Here is a 900-nt window from a genome sequence, read left to right as displayed (position 1 = left end):
TAATGCTGTTCACTTAAGCGGAGCAGCCTTACGATTCACCGGAAACCGGGTCTTTGATATCTTCACCGTCCTGGGTCTCGAAGGCCTTGGACGGTGGTTCAGAAACATCCCTCCAACACCCGCCCTTAGCTCCGCCAATCGTCTTCCCGTTGCTGAAATTGGGTTAGCCGCTGCCATCACGATCAACTGAACGGCGATGTATTGGCAGGCTGGCTTGAACCGGATATCCGACGGCGCTCGACCAAAAGCCATTGCGGCTTGACTCGCTTCGCGGCGAATCACGTTGTAGGCAAGCAACAAGCCCCAGACCTCCTGATACACCAAGTCGATCTTCTTGCTGCGTAAGGTCATTGCGTTCTGCTGCATCGAGCTTTTGATATCTCTGAAACCCAGCTCGATTTCCCATCTTTCCTGATAAAGCTTGGCGACGGCGCTGGCGCTGTAAGTGCTGGCTGGCAGCGACGTCATGACTGTTTTCAACTTGCCCTGAACTTCGTAGCTGACCTCTCGCACCTCCCAATGAGTCGGCAAATCCGGATTTCGTTTTCTCGCCTGCGGCGACACTTTCATGCGCACCAAACGGTCATGCTTTCCGTAACGAACCACTTCTTCGCTGACCAGATTTTTTCGTGCCGGAGTCAGCCAGTGACAGTCAATCCCCTGGCCGCTCAGGCTAAGCATCAAATCGGCACTCCAGAAGCCCTTGTCGAAAAGCGTGACCGAATGGTTGGGGATCTGCTGTAGAAACTCATCAGCCAAGCGCATTTCGCTGCGTCGATAAGGGCTCAGCTGAGCATCCAGTATCAGGTGCGAACGAACATTCATCAGCGCCACCAGACGCAGCATTGGAAAAGGTGTCTGGCGTTCGGTCGGCGTATTTCCAGAGCCGAAATGATCGCG

General features: G+C 54.2%; 1 protein-coding gene. It reads right to left on the bottom strand.

All coding sequences use genetic code 11. The features are described 5' to 3' along the window. Window positions 1-9: 9 nt before the first annotated feature. On the bottom strand, window positions 10-900 hold an 891-nt coding region (locus AACY52_RS28565; RefSeq protein ID WP_339561103.1), incomplete at its 5' end, for an IS4 family transposase.

It is taken from the genome of Pseudomonas sp. EA_65y_Pfl1_P113 (assembly GCF_963970525.1).
In the GTDB taxonomy this organism is placed as follows: domain Bacteria; phylum Pseudomonadota; class Gammaproteobacteria; order Pseudomonadales; family Pseudomonadaceae; genus Aquipseudomonas; species Aquipseudomonas tritici.
Note: the sequence above shows the minus strand (reverse complement) of the source record. Positions and strands in the feature narration are given on the sequence as shown.